Below are 17,049 nucleotides of genomic sequence, written 5' to 3' on the forward strand. Positions count from 1 at the left end.
GATGATCTTTACGTCGGTCCAGATTCTCTTTTCGCCCGTCACCAATGCGATGGGAAAGCCCGGCATTGCGGTGCGTTCCGCCTTGTCGGGCGCGGTGCTGTTTCCGGTCGCGTTTCTGATTGGGTCGCGATTCGGGCTGATCGGCCTCGCCTGGGGCTGGCTGATCTCCATGCCGATATTGTTGCTTATCACCGCGCGGCTGTCGTCGCCGATCATCGGGGTGACGCTGCGCGATATTGGTCGCGCCGCTCTCCCCGGCCTCGCCCCCGCGCTGGTCATGGCGGTCAGCGTCGGCTTGCTGGGTCAGTGGATCGGCGCGACAGGTCTGGCGGCACCGATACGTCTGATTGTGCTGGTTGGAGCAGGCGTGCTGATTTACCCCGCTCTGTTGTGGGTATTGGAGCGCGAGGCGATTGAAGAAGTGAAACGACTGATTTTTCGTAAAGCGCAGCCGCCCGCTAATCCGCCGGTTCAGGACGCGATATAGTCACGCATCGCAGCGGCCTCTGCCTCGATGCGGTCGATGCGATATTTGACCAGATCGCCAATCGAGACAAATCCGGTCAGCTTTCCATCGTCAACAACGGGCAGGTGGCGAATCCGCCGCTGGGTCATTTGGGACAGCGCGCCCATGACCGCCATTTGCGAGTCGCAGGTCACCGGCGTCTTGGTCATCACGTCATCAAGGGTGCGGTCGAGCGCCTCGGTACCATAGGAAGACAAGAGGCGGACCAGATCGCGTTCGGAAAATATGCCGACAATCGTTTCACCCTCCATCACCGGAACCGCGCCGATGCGATGCTGGGCCAGCAAGTCGATCACAGCGCGCACCTGATCGGTTTTGCGCGCTAAAATCACAGGGCCTTTGCGGCCGTGCAGGATCGCTCCGATTGTCATATTTATCCATTCCCCATGTCGATTCTTTAGCGGCCAAGCTTAGCATATTTTACCGCAAAGCTGAAACGCCGGTCACCCCATTGCCCCTTGGCCTGCGCGGAGAGTTGGTCCATGGGGCGGCCATGGCTAAATATTCACCGCTCGACAATCCGACCACCGCACAGATCGCCTGGAATCGCTATCGACGGCTGATGCGCTGGATGACCATATTGTCCGTCACAGCAGTCGTGGTGGCGCTGGTCGTGCTGCGCTGGATGATGGGCACGCAATTGTCGATCCACATGATTATCGCCACTGCCGCCGGAATCGGGCTTTCGATCATGCTGGCGGCGGCGCTGATGGGGCTGGTGTTTCTGTCGAGCGGATCGGGGCATGACGAAGCGATCGAAGACCGGCTTGCCGACGAGGATCATTTGAAATGACCGACTCCGTCCAGAACCTGCCCTCGCGCGGCGACCCGATATTGCGCGTCGTCCCCCAGCCCGCCGACATCAACAGCAACGGCCATATCTTCGGCGGCTGGGTGCTGTCGCAAATGGATATAGCGGGCGGCATCGTCGCGGCGCGGATCGCCAAAGGGGCCACCGCCACCGTGGCCATTCAGACGATGGAATTTCTCGCGCCTATTTTGGTCCGCGACATTGTGTCGGTTTACGCCAGTCTGGAAAAGCGCGGACGCACGTCAATGGGCATCCGAATCGAAGTCATCGCGACGCGCGATCGCGGCGAGACAGAGGTCAAGGTGACCGAAGGGTTGTTCACATTCGTGGCGCTCGACGAGAATCACAGGCCCCGCGCGCTGCCGCCAGCCTAGCTGTCATCCGCCATATGATAATTCAGCGTCCGGCTGGCATTCGCTGGCACGGTAACGAACCAAGTGTGCAGGCCATCCTTGCGCCGCAATTTGCGTAGCTGTGACCCAAGCATACGGTCGTCGCTGCCATAAAAGGCCAGCTCTACCGCAACGGCGAAGGGGTTCGCATTGGTGATCGTCGCCCGATAATAATCGTCGCGATTCTTGGGCGGCAGGAAATTTTCGACCTGCACCTGAACCTGATGGCTTGTCCCGACCAGCAAATTGACTGTCTCGCCCACCGCATGATCGCGCAGGTTGCCCTCGCCCGCGAGCAATTCCTGTCCCTGCACCGGTTCGAGCACCGCGACCTTTCCGCTTGGCAAGGGAACTCCAAGCTTCTCCGCTTCCTTATTCTGCATCCGCAGCACCAGTTCGGTCGGCATCGGGTCGCCCGTCTGCTTTGGCGACAGGGTCAGGCGATAGATGCGACGGAACGGCACATCATCCTTGACCAACAGTGCGACCTGTTTCTGTGCATTGGCGGCGACGGTGACGGGGATCGGGACGCGATAAAGTTTCAGATCGCCCAATTCTTCCTGCACCGCGATGGCGGCGGGGGCCTTCATCATGCCTTCCATACGCCGCGAGCCGGTAACAACGATGCTCTCGGCCGCAGCGTCCATCATCGGCGCTGGCGATAGCAGCGGAGCAGATGGTGGCGGAGGGGCGCCATATCTGCCGCTGCCCGTGGGGAAACAGGACAGGCGAAGCGTCGGGGTTGCCGGAGCCTCGACCAGCGCGGCGAAATTGCTGTCGATGTTGAGCGTCCCGGCGAGCGCAAACAGTTTGGCGTCGGGGAAGCTTTCTTCATTGCTGTTGGCAACAGTCAGCCAGGCGAAGAGGTCGAGCGTCCTGCCATCCTCTCGCATATGCGCGACATAATTGGCGGCCCAGTCAAATCCGGTGGCGAGATAGGTCAAGGTGACGGTGACGCGCTGCGCCGTCGGGCTGCGCGTTGTGACCGACAGCGTCGGCTTGGCCGACAGGCCTTTGGGAACGCCGTCATAGATCAGCGATTCGGGCAAGCCGGTGCAGCGCAGCAATTCAAAACCCGTCGCCGTCTGGAGCACCACCGCGCCATCGGGGCCTGAACGGATAATCGCGTCTTCCTCGCGCACCGCGCCGGTCGCGCGGTTGGTACGGCGGAGATGGACGTGATTGCCCAATGTGCCGTCGAGCAGGCTGGCGGGCGACAGCAAGGCCGCATCGCGATTCTTCTGCACCACCCCGCCCGGCAATCCGGTGACAATGGCGCTGACCGCCACCATCCCCTCGGCCACGCCTTCGAATCGCAGTGTGGATTCGCCCGCAGGCAGGTCGATAGTCCGTGTTTCGGTGATAAGAGCAAAGCCCCGAAGCCAGTTGAGGTTGATCGCGCCGCCCGCATCGCGTTGGGGATCACGATAGACGCTGACCGAAAGCGATTCAGGTGCGCTGGACGTAACAACCGTCTGCGCCGCGACGGGCGGCGCAACGGTCAGCAACGCGAGGGCGATTAGCCAGCGCATCAGCGACGCATCAATATCGCGTTTCAAAGGTTGCGGTGACAGTCGTCTCTCCATTGGCGGGGATGGTGACGATCCATTGCGTCCCGTCGCTGTCGAGCCGGTCGCTTTTCTGGCTTTCGGTAATGATCCGCGTTTCGGACCAATACCAGTCGAGCCCGCGTTGGGTCAGCTCGAGCGTCACCGGCTCGCTGCGCGCATTGGTGAGCAGATAGGACATCGACGAACGCCATTTAGATTCGGAAAGCCGCTGCCGCGAAACGACCGTCGCCTTGACCTTCACATCAAAGGCATCGCCGGTCTTGAGCGCCAACTCGCTGCCCATCGGGGTGTGGCCGATGCTGTTCTCGCCGATAAACTGCGGTTCGCCGCGCAGGTCGCGCTGATAAAACCGCACCGTCCCCGCCGGCAAAGCATCGCCCAGCCCGCCCTGCGCGCTTGACGAAAATTTGATCATGCTTGCCGCGCTCTCCGGTTCGGTCATGTTGGCAAAGCCGTTCAGCGTGAACGCATAGACTTTGCGCGCGGGCACGCCCTGCACATCCAGAAAGCTGACCTGCTTGGTCTGGGCATTGGCAATCGTCGTGCGTTCGGCGAGCGGATAGAGATAATAATCGCCAAGCTGTTCACGCGGCGCCGTTTCGGTGCCTGCCCGGCGAATATTGTTCTGCGTCGGCGACGGCGGGCGATACCCCCCTCGCGACCGGCCATTCGTCGCTGCACTCGCAGGCGTCCCCGCTACTAGCAGCGCGCGGGCATTGTCAAAGGTCGTGCCGGTTCGGTTGGTCAGCGTCACCCACCCCTGCACATCAATCGTTCCCGCCTTTTCATCATAGAGCGAGACATAGTCGGCGACCCAGCCCAGCCCGTTGGTCAGATAGGACAGGGTGGCCGGTCGCGTCCCCGCTTTGCGGCTGTCGAGGGTGATCGACAAAGTCGGCTTGGCGCGCAGATTGGGCGGTATCTTGTCAAAAATGACCCGCACCGGCAGCCCGTCGTCGCGCAGGATTTCGATTTTCCCGCCGATTTGCAACACCACACCGCCGTTGACCGCGAGCACCTTGGCGCGCTCGCGCGTTTCAACGCCTGTGGCGGGATTGATACGGAGCAGCGTCACCATTTCGCCCACCGCCTTTTGCATCAAGGCATTGGGCGACAGCAGGTCATAGTCGAAATTCTGTTCAACAATCGCCGTTCCATCGGCACTGAACGACACGGTTTCGGGCCGTATCTGCGCCGAAACATCGGGAAATTCCTGCCGTGTGCGACCGCTGGGCAGGTTGAGCCGCCGGACGTCCTGAACCAGCGATTGCCCGCCATTATAGATGGTAACGGACAGATCACCCTGCGCATTGGGTGCAGACCCATCCTGCGCCGCGACCGAGCCGCTGCTCGCCAGTCCGGCCAGCATCAGCATCGCCCAGCCCGTTGCTTTTCCACGCATATCCACTCTCCCGCTATGCCAAGCAGAAGACTATGTCAGGAAAGGTCCAAAGACCAGCGCCAAGCGCGCAGCCGCTTATTCGGCGGCTTCGCTACCTTCATCACGCTTGGCCAGCGTCCGGCGCGGACGGCGAACCTTGGGAGCCGGTGCATCGTCGCCAGCCGGTTCGGCGTCCGCAGCCTTACCATTGCCATTGGCCGTGCGACCGATAGCGGGCGGCAGAGCGGCGCTGTCAATTCCGGTTGTTTCGCTGGCTTCTGCCGTGCGCGGGGCACGGGTCGTGCGACGGGGGCTGCGCGGTGCAGGCGCAGTTTTCGCCTCCGCCTCTTCGCTGTTGCCCTTGGCATCGTCGCGCTGATCGCTGTTGCTGTCGTCGTCGCGGTTCCGTGTCTTTTTGGCGCGGGGTTGCTGGCGCGGGGCGCGATTGTCGTCGTCACCCTGTTGACGGTCGCGTGTCTGGCGATCGCCACGATTATCGCTGCGCCGTTCGTTGGAGTCAGAGTTGTTGTCGCTGTCATCGCGATCATTGTCGTCGGCATCGTCATGACCGTCAAAATCTTCGACCCCGCGCAATTCGCGTTGACGATCGTTCGGACGATCCTGCCCTTGCGAGCGCTCTTCCTGCCGTTGACGAAAATCGCTGACAACGCGGAAATAATGATCCGCGAATTGCAGATAATATTCGGTCTGGACCCGATCCCCCGCCAATTGCGCATCGCGCGCCATGTTGCGGAATTTCTCGATCATCTGGGCGCCGTTGCCCCGCGCCCGGCTGTCGATCCGGTTGGCCTGATCCATGCCGCCGCGTCCACCGGACGACTGGCGATTGTTGTTATTGTTGCGGCCGCGACGGCGACCGCTTTGTCGGTTGTTCATATTCAACTGAGACATCCTGTCGAAATGCTAATGCCAAACCCCTTTTGGCCGATCGCGCTTCGGGCGCTGATCGAATCCGCGAACCATCGCGGGACGTTGCCCTTCACCGTTTATGGGGCCGTAGCCCGCACAAACGCCGCTTGTGGGAAACAAACCTGCCGGACCAGTATCGATGCCAGTGCACCGCCAAAGGGACCCCGATCAGGTCTGCACCTAAACGTCTATCGCGCTTTTTGACGGAAACCAAGAAAATTCTTGCACGGCGGCTTAACCATGGACCGACAGGATCAACGCGCGGTCGCGCCCGCCAAGGTCCTGCCGACAGCGAACTATGAACCCGACAGCAGTGGCCAGCGCCGTCACAGCAACGCGCTGCGCACCGCCGATTTCCAATATGGCGATGCCCTGCGGCGTCAGCAGGCGGGGCAGGTCGGGGATGATGCGGCGATAATCGGCCAGCCCGTCCTCCCCCGCAAACAAAGCGGCGTGGGGTTCATGCTCGGCGACATCGGCCATCAAGACTTCGGCGTCGGCAATATAGGGCGGATTGCACAGGATGAGGTCGAAACGATCGCACAGGCCGTCGCCCCAGTCGCCGCACTGAAACGCGGCCTGATCCGCCAACCCCAGCGCATCGGCATTGGTACGGGCATAGGATAGCGCCGTAGCCGACGCATCGACCCCCAACCCCGTCGCCGCCGGAAATTCGGTCAGGGCGGCCAGCAGCAGCGAACCCGGCCCAGTGCCGAGGTCGAGGATGCGCTGCGGAGGCTTGTCAACGAAATGCGCAACCGCCGCCTCGATCAGCGTCTCGCTGTCGGGGCGCGGAATCAAGACTCCGGGTCCAACTTCCAGCCGCAACGACCAGAATTCGCGCCAACCGATAATATAGGCGACCGGTTCATGGGCCGCGCGGAGCGCAACCAAAGCGGCATAACAGTCGGGAACGGAGAAACGCGCAGGATCTAGCAATAGGTTTTGGCGCTCGACCCCCAGCGCATGGGCCATCAAGACTTCGGCATCGAGGCGCGGTGTGTCGGAAGTCTCAGCCAGCCTTAACACGGCCTCGCGCAGGGCTGTCGCCACCTCCCCCTCCCGTTTGCGTGAGGGGGTCGGTGGGTGGGCGCGGCCTTGTGCTTTAGGTGGTTCGGACATGCCCACCCCTAGCCCCTCCCGCTTGCGGGAGGGGGACTAATCATTCAATCCCGCCAGACGGTCAGCCTGATCCTCGGCGATCAGCGCGTCGATCATCTCGTCCATCGCGCCTTCCAATATTTCGGGCAAGCGATGCAGGGTCAGGTTGATACGGTGGTCGGTAACGCGGCCTTGCGGGAAATTATAGGTGCGGATGCGTTCGGACCGGTCGCCCGATCCCACCATCAGCTTGCGATTGCCCGCACGCTCGGCATGTTGCTTGTCGCGCTCCAGTTCATACAGCCGCGTGCGCAACACCCCCATCGCCTTGGCGCGATTCTTGTGCTGGCTGCGCTGGTCCTGCTGGATGACGACGAGGCCGGTGGGCAAATGGGTGATACGGATCGCGCTGTCGGTGGTGTTGACATGCTGCCCGCCCGCGCCGCTCGCGCGGTAAATATCGATTTTGAGGTCATTGTCGTTGATTTCGACATCAACCTCTTCGGCCTCGGGCAGCACCGCGACGGTGGCAGCGCTGGTGTGGATGCGCCCTTGGCTTTCGGTGGCAGGCACCCGTTGGACACGGTGGACGCCGCTTTCGAATTTCAGTTTGGCGAACACCCCCTGCCCCGCAACGCTGGCGACGACTTCCTTAAAGCCGCCCGCTTCGGATTCGCTGGCAGAGATCATCTCGACCTTCCAGCCCTGCGCGTCGGCATAGCGGCTGTACATACGCAGCAAATCGCCCGCGAACAGCGCCGCCTCGTCGCCACCGGTTCCGGCGCGAATTTCGAGCATCGCCGAACGGTCGTCGGCCACATCCTTGGGGAGCAGCTTGATCGCCAGATCCTGTTCGGCGGCGGGCAGCGCCGCCTCGATGCTCGCCAATTCCTCAGCCGCCATCGCCTTCATTTCGGGATCGGCCAACATGGCTTCCAGATCGACCAGCTCACCACGCAGCCGCACCACTTCACGCGCAGCCTCTGCGACCGGCTCCAGCTCGGCAAATTCCTTCGACGCCGCCACAAAGTCGGCGGGCGCCATATCCCCCGTCGCCATCCGCGCCTGCAAAGCAGCGTGACGCTCGATGATCGCGGCAATGCGTTGGGCAGGGATGGAGGTCATTTACTCGCTATCATTTCAAAAAATCGATTCATTAAATGCGTCATGCTGAACTTGTTTCAGCATCCATGGCCTGACGCCGCACCCTTAGACCATGGACCCTGAAACAAGTTCAGGGTGACGACTAAACTCAACAAGGATCAGCTTGCCAACAAATCCCATGCCGTGCCGCTTTTGGCCGGCTGCCGAATTTGGAATTTTTCTCGGAACGCGCAATCTATCTTGTTCGCAACAGACATTACCTCGTCGAAATCTTCTAAACTTTGTGAGAGGCGTACATACGAGATTGTTCCATCAAACTGAGGCCCATCCACTTCAAGAATATACCGCTCACCTGACTTTCTTAACTTGTCGAAGAGCTTTTGTGGGCTCCGAAAATTCATCGGGACGGAACAGGCGATACCAACAGCCCTCAACAGAGCAGCTATTTCATGAGCAAGGCCCAGCATTTCGGGTTTTCTTGGTATGATGGGGACAAATAGCGTCTTATCAGTCCCAAACTCCAAAAGCATCGCCAGCCGCTCGATCCCCGCAGCCCAGCCGACCGCCGCCGTCGGCGGTCCGCCTAGCGCTTCGATCAGCCCGTCATAGCGACCGCCGCCCAGCACTGTGCCTTGTGCGCCCAGCCGGTCAGTGACAAATTCAAACGCGGTGTGGCGATAATAATCGAGGCCGCGGACCAGCCGCGCGTTGCGCTCCCATGCGACACCGGCAGCATCCAGCCCCGCCGTCACCGCGCCGAAAAAGTCCTGCGCTTCGCCAGTCAGATAGGCGTCAATGTCGGGCGCGCTGTCGGCAATCGGGCGGTCGCGCGGGTCTTTGCTGTCCAATATCCGCATCGGATTCTTGTCGAGCCGCGCCAGACTGTCCTCGGACAAGTCACCACGATGCGCCTCGAAATGTGCCACCAGCGCGTCGCGCCACGCATCGCGGCTTGCCGCATCGCCCAGCGTATTGAGGGTGCAGCTCACGCCCTCGTTGATTCCCAACTCCTTGAGCAGTTGATCGGCAAAGACGAGCAATTCGACATCGGCGAGCGGGCTGTCGCTGCCCAGCACCTCGGCATCAAGCTGATGGAACTGGCGATAGCGACCCTTTTGCGGACGCTCATAGCGAAACAAGGGGCCGTGCGTCGCAACCTTCAGCGGCGCATGTTGCTGCCAGCCGTTGGTGATGTAAGCACGCGCTATGCCGGCGGTGAATTCGGGGCGGAGTGTGATCGAATCGCCGCCGCGATCGTCGAACGAATACATTTCCTTCGACACCACATCGGTCGTTTCACCCAGGCTGCGCGCGAAAACGGCGGTCGGCTCGATCACCGGCACTTCGATGCGCTTGAAACCATAAAGCCGCCGCACCCGTTCAAATGTCTCGACGACATGGGTGAAGCGATCGGCGAAGTCGCCGAGCATATCCTGCGTACCGCGAATGGCCTGCGGGGTCGGAATACGGGTGGACTTGTCCTTGCTCATGGTCGCGGCGTCTAATGGCTTTTTGCCGAAACGCAAAGTGTCTCGCGCATAGCCCCTCTGGACCTCGCGGCCATTTATCGGCAGAGGGTTGCACCATGAAAAATGCACTGCTCGCCGCATCGGCCATGATCGTCGCCCTTCCCGCCCATGCTCAGGATAGCAACAGCCGCCCCGAACCGGCCGTCACGCCGCTGACCATCCCGCTGCCGGTCGACAAAGCCTATCCCGGCACGATGCAGTTGCGCGTCGATGCCAGCGACGTGGCGCGCGGAATTTTCCATGTCCGGCAGACGATTCCGGTGGCGAAAGCGGGCAAGCTGACATTGCTCTATCCCCAATGGCTACCGGGCAAGCACGCTCCACGCGGAGCCATAGCCGAGGTTGCGGGGTTCAAACCATCGGCCAACGGCAAACCGCTGAGCTGGACGCGCCAGCCGACCGACGTTTATGCCTTTGAAATCGACGTGCCGTCGGGCATCAAGAGCATCGACCTCGCCTTTGATTTCCTGTCGCCGACGCGCAGCAACGAAGGGCGCGTCGTGGTCACACCCGCGATGATGAACCTGCAATGGGAGCAGGTTAGTTTTTATCCCGCCGGATATTTCACACGGCAGATTCCTGTGCACCTGGATGTGACTCTGCCCGCTGGCTGGACCGGCGCGAGCGCGCTCGACGGGCTGAATATTTCAGGCAATCGCTATAGCTATGCCGTCACCAGCTATGAAACCTTGATCGACAGCCCGATGTTTGCGGGAAAATATTTCCGCAAATGGGATTTGGGGCATGATGTCACGCTGAATGTCGTCGCCGACGAACCCCAATATCTGGAGGCCAAGCCCGACCAGATCGCCACCCATGCCGCGATGGTCGCCGAAGCCATTGCCCTGTTCGGCACCCGCCATTTCGACCATTATGATTTCCTGCTCGCTCTTACCGACGAAATGGGCGGCATCGGGCTGGAGCATCATCGCAGCAGCGAGAATAGCAGCGACCCCGACTATTTTACCAAATGGGACGATAATGGGACATTGCGCGGGCTGTTGCCGCACGAATTCACCCATAGCTGGAACGGCAAATATCGTCGGCCTGCCAAGCTGTGGACCCCCGATTTCCGCACCCCCATGCAGGACAATCTGTTGTGGGTTTACGAAGGCCAGACCAGTTTCTGGGATCTGGTTCTGGCGGGCCGGTCGGGGATGCAGACGCCAGCGCTCATCCTTGGCGAATGGGCATCAAAGGCGGGATATTACAGCAATCAGGCGGGGCGCGAATGGCGCTCGGTCGAGGATACAACCCACGACCCGATCACCGCCGCCCGCAAACCACGCCCTTTCATCAGCTGGTCGCGCACCGAAGATTATTACAGCGAGGGGTCGCTGGTGTGGCTGGAGGCCGACATGCTGATCCGCACCAAAACGAACAATGCCAAAAGCCTCGACGATTTCGCACGCGGATTTTTCGGCGGCAAGGACGGCGATTGGGGCGAAGCACCCTATGAATTTGACGATGTGGTCGCCGAACTCAACCGCGTCTATCCATACGACTGGGCCACATTCCTGCGCGACCGGCTTCAGACTGCTGGACAGCCAGCGCCGGTGGGCGGATTTACCCTGGCGGGATATCAACTCGTCTGGCGCGACACCCCCAATGTCTATGATCGCGACAAAATGACGGCGGGAAAATATGTCGACCTGACAGGATCGCTGGGCATGACTGTCGATTCGGATGGTGATGTCGGCAGCATCATGTGGAACGGTCCGGCGTTCAAATCCGACATCGTCAATGGCACCAAGATCGTCGCCGTCAGTGGCCAAAGCTACAGCCGCGAGCGTATCGAAGCCGCCATTCGCGCCGCCGCCGACGGCAAGACACCGGTGACACTGCTGCTCAAACGCGGCAGCCGCTATCGCACCGTCGACATTGCCTATCATGATGGCCTGCGCTGGCCGCATCTGGAGAAAGTCGGGAACGGGCCCGACTGGTTTGACCGCCTGTTCGCGGCAAAGCGCAAACTTTAGCGCGGCGCGTCTCGACTTCACGCTGCACGTGGGGCTAAGGGGCGGGCGCAAACAATAAAGGACGCTCTCCCATGCGCATTGACTTGATTCCCGCCGGCGATAATCCGCCCGAAAGCCTGAATGTCTTGATCGAAGTTTCGATTGGAGGCGAGCCGGTCAAATATGAATTCGACAAGGCATCGGGGGCGTTGTTTGTCGACCGATTCCTGCACACGCCGATGCGCTATCCCGCCAATTACGGCTTTGTCCCACATACATTAGGCGAGGATGGCGATCCTCTCGATGCATTGGTTGTGGCGCGGTCGCCTATCATTGCCGGGGCGGTGGTCAAATGCCGCCCGATCGGCGTTCTCAAAATGGTCGACGATGCCGGCGGTGACGAAAAACTGCTCTGCGTCCCGATCAACGCCACTTTCCCCTATTATTCCGAAGTCGCCAGCTATCAGGATATGCCGCCGATCGTGCGCCAGCAGATCGAGCATTTCTTTGCCCATTATAAGGATCTGGAACCGGGAAAATGGGTCGAGCTCAACGGGTGGGGCGACGTCGACGAGGCCAAGCGCATTATCATGGAATGCGTCGAGCGGGCGAAGCAGGCCGAAGCCTAAAGCCTATCCGGCCTGTGATGGAGCGGCACCGGGCCGCTCCATCTATTTGGCGGGTTTCGGCTTTGTCGGCTTGGCAACGCGCACCGGCTTCTTCGCCTCTTCGGGCAGGGTTCGGACGTGGACATCGCGTTGCGGGAACGGAATTTCGATGTCCGCTTCCTTAAACTTGTCCCAGATGCGTTGATACACATCACCCCGGATATTGCCGAGCCCGCCTTCGGGATCGGTAATCCAGATGCGTAGTTCATGGTCGACGCTGCTGTCGCCAAAGCCGGTGATCCAGCACACGGGTTCGGGCTTGTCGAGCACGCGTGACGATTCGGTTGCGGCCTCCAGCATCAATTTCTGCGCCAGCCGCAGATCGGCGTTATAGGATACGCCGACCGCAATACGAAGCCGCACCTTGCGGCTGGAAAAGCTCCAATTCTCGACCTCCTGGGTCATCAGATTTTCGTTCGGAATCAGATGTTCCTTGCCGTCGCGGGTAATCACCGACACCGCGCGCACGCCAATTTTATTCACCCAGCCAAAGCTGTCGCCAACCGCGATGACATCGCCCGGCTTGATCGACCGGTCCATCAACAGGATGATGCCCGCGATCAGATTGCCGACGGTTTTCTGCAGACCAAAACCAACCGCGAGGCCGAGCGCGCCCGAAAAGACCGCAAAGGCGGTAAAGTCGATACCCAGCATATCGATGCCGACAAAAAACGCCGCGATGATGATGGCGACACCGGCGATTTTCTCGATAAGCAGCTGCTGCGTCGCGTCAAATTCGCGGTTGCCTTTGACGATGCGCCGCAAGACCCGGTTGGCGATACGCACCAGCGTAAACAGGATGATAAGTGTCAGCGCGATGTTGATTAGCGACAGCACCGAGAAATTGCGATTGCCCGCAGTAAAACCGACGCTGGCCAGACGTTCCTGCAAGATTTCCAGCCCGCCGACAGCGCGCGACAACATCGTCACAAGCACGACGAAGGCGGCTATCAGGGCTGGTGTGTTGCCGATGCCAACGCCGACAATCAGGTTGCGAATAAGGGCTGCGGCGCTGACCGCCAGCACGATATTGAACAGCAAAACAGTGTAAGGGTGCCAGGGCCATACCGCGAGGGTGATGCCCACCATCAGCAAGGCGGTGAGCCAGCCGAGCACTGTCCCCGCTCGTTCGGTCAGCGGCCCGGGGGCGCCAATATCCTGGCCATGCAGCCACTTTGCCAGCCGCGTGCCAAAGCTCCTTTTGATCAGCCAGCCTGCCGCCAGCGCAACCCCCGCCAATGCTCCGGCGATCCCTAGCTCGACCAGTTGCGCCTCGGCGAGAGCGGGAAAGCCCATGCGGACCAGAAAGTCATCAATATTGATCATGGTGTCATCGCGGCAAAGCCGCGCTCCAAGTCTGCGATGAGGTCGGCGGGATCTTCAAGCCCGATCGACAAGCGGATGAGCGGATCCGGGTCCGACCAAGCTGTAGCGGTACGGAGGCTGGCGGGATCGGTCGGAAGCGCCAGACTTTCAAAGCCCCCCCAGCTAAAGCCGATGCCGAAATAACGCAGCGCGTCGATAAAATGTTCCCGCTCCGCCGCATCAGCGCCCGCCAGCGTAAAGCCGAACAACCCGCTCGCTCCCGAAAAATCACGCGCCCACACAGCATGGCCGAGGTCGCCGGACAGACCGGGATGCAGCAGGCGTCCCACCGCCGGATGCTCAACAAGCCAGCCCGCAACCGTGCGGGCATTGGCGTCATGCCGCTCCAGCCGCACATCAAGCGTCCGCAATCCGCGCAGCATCAGCGCACAATCATCGGGCGAAACCGCTTGCCCCAACTGATAAGCCGCGTGGCGCAATCGGGACCAGACGGCTTTGGTTGCGGTCAGTGACCCCATCATCGCATCACTATGGCCGCCGACATATTTGGTCAGGCTCATCATCGTCACATCGACGCCGTGCGATAGCGCCGGAAAGAACAGCGGTGTCGCCCAGGTGTTGTCGAGCATCGTCACAATATCGCGCGCGCGGGCAATCGCGGTGATCGCCGGAATATCCTGCACCTCGAACGTCAGGCTGCCCGGTGATTCGAGGAAGATCAGCTTGGTCTGCGGGGTGATGAGGTCGGCAATCGCGCCGCCGACCAGCGGGTCATAATAAGTAGTGGTGACGCCAAAGCGCGCCAGCATCCCGTCACAGAACAGCCGCGTCGGTTCGTACACGCTATCGACCATCAACAGATGATCGCCGGGTTCGAGCAACGCGAGCAGCCCGGAAGAAATCGCCGCAACGCCCGAAGGGTAAAGCAATGTCCCCGCCGCGCCGGGTTCCATTTCGGTCAGCGCATCGGCGAGCGCCCACACCGTCGGCGTTCCGCGCCGGCCATAGAAAAGCTTGTCATGCGTCGCATGACCCCGCGCCTTTAAGTCGGCGACATTGTCATAAAGGATGGTCGAGGCGCGCCACACCGGCGGATTGACGACCCCGCCGCCAAGCCGCGGGTCGCCCGTCCATTCGGGCCGCCGTCCGCCCTGCACCAGCCGCGTTGCCGACCGGCGGCCGTCTTTGTCCTTATTTTCAGGTCCGGCCACCGCTTCGGCTCAGGCCGCGCCCGTCGCCTTTGGAGTCGCAGGATCGGCGCCCCATTCCAGCCAGCTGCCGTCATAAACAGCAACATTTTCGTGGCCGAGCAGATGTGCACCAAAGGCCAAGACGGTCGCGGTCATCCCGCTGCCACAGGTGGTGACGAGCGGTTTGTCGAGATCGACACCAGCAGCGTCAAAGGCAGCCTTCAGATCATCACCCTGTTTCCAGGTGCCGTCGGCGTTGAACAGGCTGCTGTGCGGCAAGCTGCGCGAGCCGGGGATATGGCCGGGGGCAAGGCCGGGACGCGAATCGCGCTGCTCGCCGGTAAAGCGCTCCGTCGGGCGGGCATCGACAACCTGTTCGCCGCCGCCATCGACATTGGCGAGCATTTCATCCTTGGTGCGGACGGCCTTGGCATCGCGCCACACGGTGAAGTGGCGGTGGCGCAGCGTCTGTTTGCCCATTTCGAGCGCGCGGCCTTCAGCCTTCCATTTGGCAAGCCCGCCGTCGAGCAGCGCGACATCATGCGCGCCAAACAGTTTCAGCAGCCACCAAGCGCGCGCCGCACTTTTCAGCGGGCTGTCGTCGTAAATCACGATGCGGCTGCCATCACCAAGACCCAGCGACTGCATCCGGCTGGCAAATTTTTCCGCCTGCGGTGCCATATTGCCGATGGGATCATTGGTGTCGGTCAGGTCCGACAGGTCCATGAACACCGCGCCCGGGACGTGCCCGGCCTCATATTCGGCGCGCGCATCGCGTCCGGCGTCATCCATAAATTTGGTCGCATCAACGACCCGCAGGTCGGATGCCCCCAGTTCGCGTTCCAACCAGTCGGTAGAGACCAAAGCGTCCATTTCATGCTCCTGTTATGACCGACCGACGAGTCCCGGCACTGCCTGTCCTCGCCCATCCGCCTAGATGTAAGGCCTTTTCCGGGGAGGGCGTCAGCCTATGCCCCCCTTGACGCTTTTTCAAGCGCAGTGGCGCTCTGCCCCACTCAATGCTGCACTGCAACACAAAAAGACGGCGCGCAACGCCATCAGGCGGCCTGATCCGGCAATCACTGGCTGCGTTGCATCGTCGTGGCGTGGGCGCCCGCAGGCTTGACGATATAGGCCGCCTGGTCGAGCCGCAGCGGCCCCAACCGGTCGCTGCCCGGTGCTGACGTCCGCCCCAGAACAAAGGCCTGCGCCACCTGACCAAAAGCGTCGGCGGGGCCGTCCCAATGATAGGTGACGTCGATCGCCATGACAGGGACGAGCATGGGCTTGCCGCCCATCATGATCGGTTCGATACCGCCGCGCGGCAGATTGACCTCTGTCGTCAGCACTTCGCGCGCGCCGACAGCGATGCTGATGTCGTCGCGAAGCACGCTTCCCCCCGCTCCGTCATAAAAACGCGCAAGCACCTCCTCGGGCATCGCCGATCCCTGTTGCAGCGCCAGACGCGTCAGAACACCGACCGCATCGGTCGTCCCCTGATTCTGGATGGTCAGGACGAAATTGACCATAATATTGGTAGCGGTGACGTTGATCCGCAGCACTTCGAGCGACAGCGACAGAAACGCGCGGCGTTCATCCGTCGGGCGCGTGACGAGCGGTGACGGTATGCGATGACCGGGATCGACGCCCAGCGCGCGCGCCGCCGATTGCGACGGATTGGCTGCTGCGGGTTGCGGGGTTGCGGGTTGTGCTGGCTTGGGTGCCGGACTTGGCGCTGGCTTGGGCGCAGGCGTCCGGGACAGCGGGGGCAAGGCAGACTCTGCCGGACCGTCAGCCGCCACAGCGCGCCGTTTGCGCCAGAACAACAGGCCGCCCGCCACGAGCAATATTGCCGCCAAAATCCATAGCCAGCCAAAGCTGGGCGATTCGGTGGGTGCGGGCGTTGCGGGCGCGGGCGCAGCATCGTCGCTGTTGAGATCGGACGGCGGCGCGGCGAGCGGATTGTCTGTGTTGGGTAGCGAATCAGAGGCCGAAGCTGCGGGTGCTGGTGCCGGAGTTATCGCAACCGGACGCGCGGCGTCCCGATTGGCGGCGCGCGATGGCGCGGGCTCTGTACGCGAAGGCGATGGTGCGGGTTGCGGACGCGACTGGCTGGTCGTCGGAGCCGATGATCTGGATGGAGTTTGCGACGGAGCCGGCGTGACGTCAGGCGGCGTAATCTTAGGTGTGGGCGTCGGAGTCGGCGTAATCCGGCGATCATTCGGCGAAACGGGCGGCAAGCCATTGTTCGACGGCCCCTGAACCCCCGGCGCGCGGCCATCATCGGCGGGCGGTAGCTGGAAACGGCCAAGCGGACGGGTCGTTGTCGGGCCAAGGACCGGTTCGGAAGCAGGGGGCGTGGGCTGGTTGTCCTGAGCAAAAACCGTCGTCGCTCCGCCCACCATCAGCGCAAGCGCCGTCAGCGACAGCAACGCCGTCGTTCGCTTCCCCGCGTCACCGATCATCTTGTCCGCCATATTTACTTGCGCCCCCGAAACCACCGCATGTCCTTTGCGCGGCTGAATTGGCGCTGAACATGTCCTATTTACTGCCGATATCACG

General features: G+C 61.5%; 16 protein-coding genes (1 of these 16 only partly in view). 5 read left to right on the forward strand and 11 right to left on the reverse strand.

Going from position 1 to position 17,049, the window contains the following annotated elements; genetic code table 11:
• Window positions 1-487, forward strand: the end of a protein-coding gene (locus ACR3XE_RS13620; protein ID WP_473700283.1) for a lipopolysaccharide biosynthesis protein. 962 nt of this gene lie to the left of the window's left edge; the window shows 487 of its 1,449 coding nt (coding positions 963-1,449); its start codon lies off the left edge, out of view; it ends in the stop codon at window positions 485-487.
• Here ACR3XE_RS13620 and ACR3XE_RS13625 read toward each other — a convergent pair.
• Window positions 472-897, reverse strand: a complete 426-nt coding sequence (locus ACR3XE_RS13625) for a CBS domain-containing protein (RefSeq protein WP_473699670.1) — start codon at window positions 895-897, stop codon at window positions 472-474. The genes ACR3XE_RS13620 and ACR3XE_RS13625 overlap by 16 nt on opposite strands.
• A gap of 122 nt (window positions 898-1,019) precedes the next feature.
• Between ACR3XE_RS13625 and ACR3XE_RS13630 the strand changes: the two genes are divergently transcribed.
• The gene (locus tag ACR3XE_RS13630) at window positions 1,020-1,319 is read left to right on the forward strand and encodes a hypothetical protein (protein WP_473699669.1); all 300 of its coding nucleotides are present in this window, start codon (window positions 1,020-1,022) and stop codon (window positions 1,317-1,319) included.
• Window positions 1,316-1,711, forward strand: coding sequence for an acyl-CoA thioesterase (locus ACR3XE_RS13635; RefSeq protein ID WP_473699668.1), 396 nt, complete (start codon window positions 1,316-1,318; stop codon window positions 1,709-1,711). The genes ACR3XE_RS13630 and ACR3XE_RS13635 overlap by 4 nt, the downstream gene beginning before the upstream one ends.
• Here the strand turns inward: ACR3XE_RS13635 and ACR3XE_RS13640 are convergent.
• The 6 genes from ACR3XE_RS13640 to hisS form a co-directional block, all read right to left on the reverse strand.
• Window positions 1,708-3,288 (reverse strand): DUF4139 domain-containing protein, encoded by a 1,581-nt coding sequence (locus tag ACR3XE_RS13640; protein WP_486185804.1) that lies wholly within the window; start codon window positions 3,286-3,288, stop codon window positions 1,708-1,710. The genes ACR3XE_RS13635 and ACR3XE_RS13640 overlap by 4 nt on opposite strands.
• The gene (locus ACR3XE_RS13645; protein WP_473699666.1) at window positions 3,272-4,702 is read right to left on the reverse strand and encodes a DUF4139 domain-containing protein; all 1,431 of its coding nucleotides are present in this window, start codon (window positions 4,700-4,702) and stop codon (window positions 3,272-3,274) included. Before ACR3XE_RS13645 ends, ACR3XE_RS13640 begins: the two co-directional genes overlap by 17 nt.
• A gap of 75 nt (window positions 4,703-4,777) precedes the next feature.
• Entirely contained in the window at window positions 4,778-5,578 is an 801-nt protein-coding gene (locus ACR3XE_RS13650) for a DUF4167 domain-containing protein (RefSeq protein WP_486185805.1), read from the reverse strand.
• Between the two features lie 267 nt (window positions 5,579-5,845).
• The gene (gene prmC / locus ACR3XE_RS13655) at window positions 5,846-6,733 is read right to left on the reverse strand and encodes a peptide chain release factor N(5)-glutamine methyltransferase (protein ID WP_473699664.1); all 888 of its coding nucleotides are present in this window, start codon (window positions 6,731-6,733) and stop codon (window positions 5,846-5,848) included.
• Window positions 6,734-6,769: 36 nt separating this feature from the next.
• Window positions 6,770-7,837, reverse strand: coding sequence for a peptide chain release factor 1 (gene prfA, locus ACR3XE_RS13660; protein WP_473699663.1), 1,068 nt, complete (start codon window positions 7,835-7,837; stop codon window positions 6,770-6,772).
• Window positions 7,838-7,974: 137 nt separating this feature from the next.
• Window positions 7,975-9,306: a histidine--tRNA ligase gene (hisS, locus tag ACR3XE_RS13665; RefSeq protein WP_486185806.1), complete on the reverse strand. Its 1,332-nt coding sequence runs from the start codon at window positions 9,304-9,306 to the stop codon at window positions 7,975-7,977.
• Window positions 9,307-9,401: 95 nt separating this feature from the next.
• Here hisS and ACR3XE_RS13670 point away from each other — a divergent pair, with 95 nt between their 5' ends.
• Both ACR3XE_RS13670 and ppa read left to right on the forward strand, forming a co-directional pair.
• Entirely contained in the window at window positions 9,402-11,324 is a 1,923-nt protein-coding gene (locus ACR3XE_RS13670) for a M61 family metallopeptidase (RefSeq protein ID WP_473699662.1), read from the forward strand.
• 71 nt (window positions 11,325-11,395) lie between these two features.
• Window positions 11,396-11,932 carry an inorganic diphosphatase gene (gene ppa, locus ACR3XE_RS13675; protein WP_473699661.1) on the forward strand — a complete coding sequence of 179 codons (537 nt, stop codon included), beginning with the start codon at window positions 11,396-11,398 and terminating at the stop codon, window positions 11,930-11,932.
• Window positions 11,933-11,974: 42 nt separating this feature from the next.
• On the opposite strand, the gene ACR3XE_RS13680 is transcribed toward ppa, so the two are convergent.
• The 4 genes from ACR3XE_RS13680 to ACR3XE_RS13695 all read right to left on the reverse strand — a co-directional run bounded on the left by ACR3XE_RS13680 (window position 11,975) and on the right by ACR3XE_RS13695 (window position 16,964).
• Window positions 11,975-13,297: a mechanosensitive ion channel family protein gene (locus ACR3XE_RS13680; protein WP_473699660.1), complete on the reverse strand. Its 1,323-nt coding sequence runs from the start codon at window positions 13,295-13,297 to the stop codon at window positions 11,975-11,977.
• A complete protein-coding gene (gene metC / locus ACR3XE_RS13685; RefSeq protein ID WP_486185807.1) occupies window positions 13,294-14,508 on the reverse strand; it encodes a cystathionine beta-lyase in 1,215 nt (404 codons plus the stop codon). The genes ACR3XE_RS13680 and metC overlap by 4 nt, the downstream gene beginning before the upstream one ends.
• Window positions 14,509-14,517: 9 nt before the next feature.
• A complete protein-coding gene (gene sseA / locus ACR3XE_RS13690) occupies window positions 14,518-15,360 on the reverse strand; it encodes a 3-mercaptopyruvate sulfurtransferase (protein ID WP_473699659.1) in 843 nt (280 codons plus the stop codon).
• Window positions 15,361-15,566: 206 nt separating this feature from the next.
• Complete coding sequence (locus tag ACR3XE_RS13695) at window positions 15,567-16,964, reverse strand: hypothetical protein (protein ID WP_473699658.1); 1,398 nt, start codon at window positions 16,962-16,964, stop codon at window positions 15,567-15,569.
• Between the last annotated feature and the right edge of the window lie 85 nt (window positions 16,965-17,049).

The sequence above is a fragment of the Sphingopyxis sp. 10G20-10 genome (genome assembly GCF_057365075.1).